General features: G+C 33.5%; 1 protein-coding gene. It reads left to right on the top strand.

Going from position 1 to position 603, the window contains the following annotated elements; genetic code table 11:
* Window positions 1-115: 115 nt before the first annotated feature.
* A complete protein-coding gene (locus tag CIK92_RS10835; protein ID WP_022309837.1) occupies window positions 116-553 on the top strand; it encodes a YbbC/YhhH family protein in 438 nt (145 codons plus the stop codon).
* The last annotated feature ends 50 nt before the right edge of the window (window positions 554-603 follow it).

Raw genomic sequence — 603 nt, 5'->3', positions numbered from 1 at the left:
TTAATGATATGCCAAGTGACCCCAATGACCCAACTAGAGTGAATGAAAATACTATCAATTATATTGAACCAATAGAAAATGATATTAATAAATATACAATATATTAACAAGAGTTATGAAAAAGGGAATATACATTATTATCGTATTCGCAACTTTTTGGTGCGGTGTTTTAGTAAGCAATATATCAAAGGTTAAAAACAATAGGTGCAAAACAAACTATGTCTATATAGGGGAAAAACCAAGTAATATCATCAATTTCAGGGGTAATATCAAAGACATAAGTTATGTCAAAGACTATGATCCCTTAGGCGTGTATAATCAAACTAAAGGTATGATTGAATCGCCTGAAATGGCATACACCATAGCAGATTGTATCCTCGCAGCCAAATATGGGAGGAAAGAGATGGATGATGAGAAGCCTTATAGCATAACCCTTTTGGGTGGGAGGTTTTGGGTAATCACAGGAACCCTAAAAAGTGCCAAAGGAGGTGTTGCTCATATTGTATTGAAAAAAGATGACGGGCAAATACAGACCATATATCATGATAAATAATAACCCAAATTCGGGTTAATAAAAAAGTAATATAGAAGAGTTTGTAACTG

It is taken from the genome of Prevotella sp. P4-67 (assembly GCF_002251325.1).
In the GTDB taxonomy this organism is placed as follows: domain Bacteria; phylum Bacteroidota; class Bacteroidia; order Bacteroidales; family Bacteroidaceae; genus Prevotella.
The sequence above is the reverse complement of the archived record's forward strand: the minus strand, read 5'-3'. Positions and strand labels throughout refer to the sequence as shown.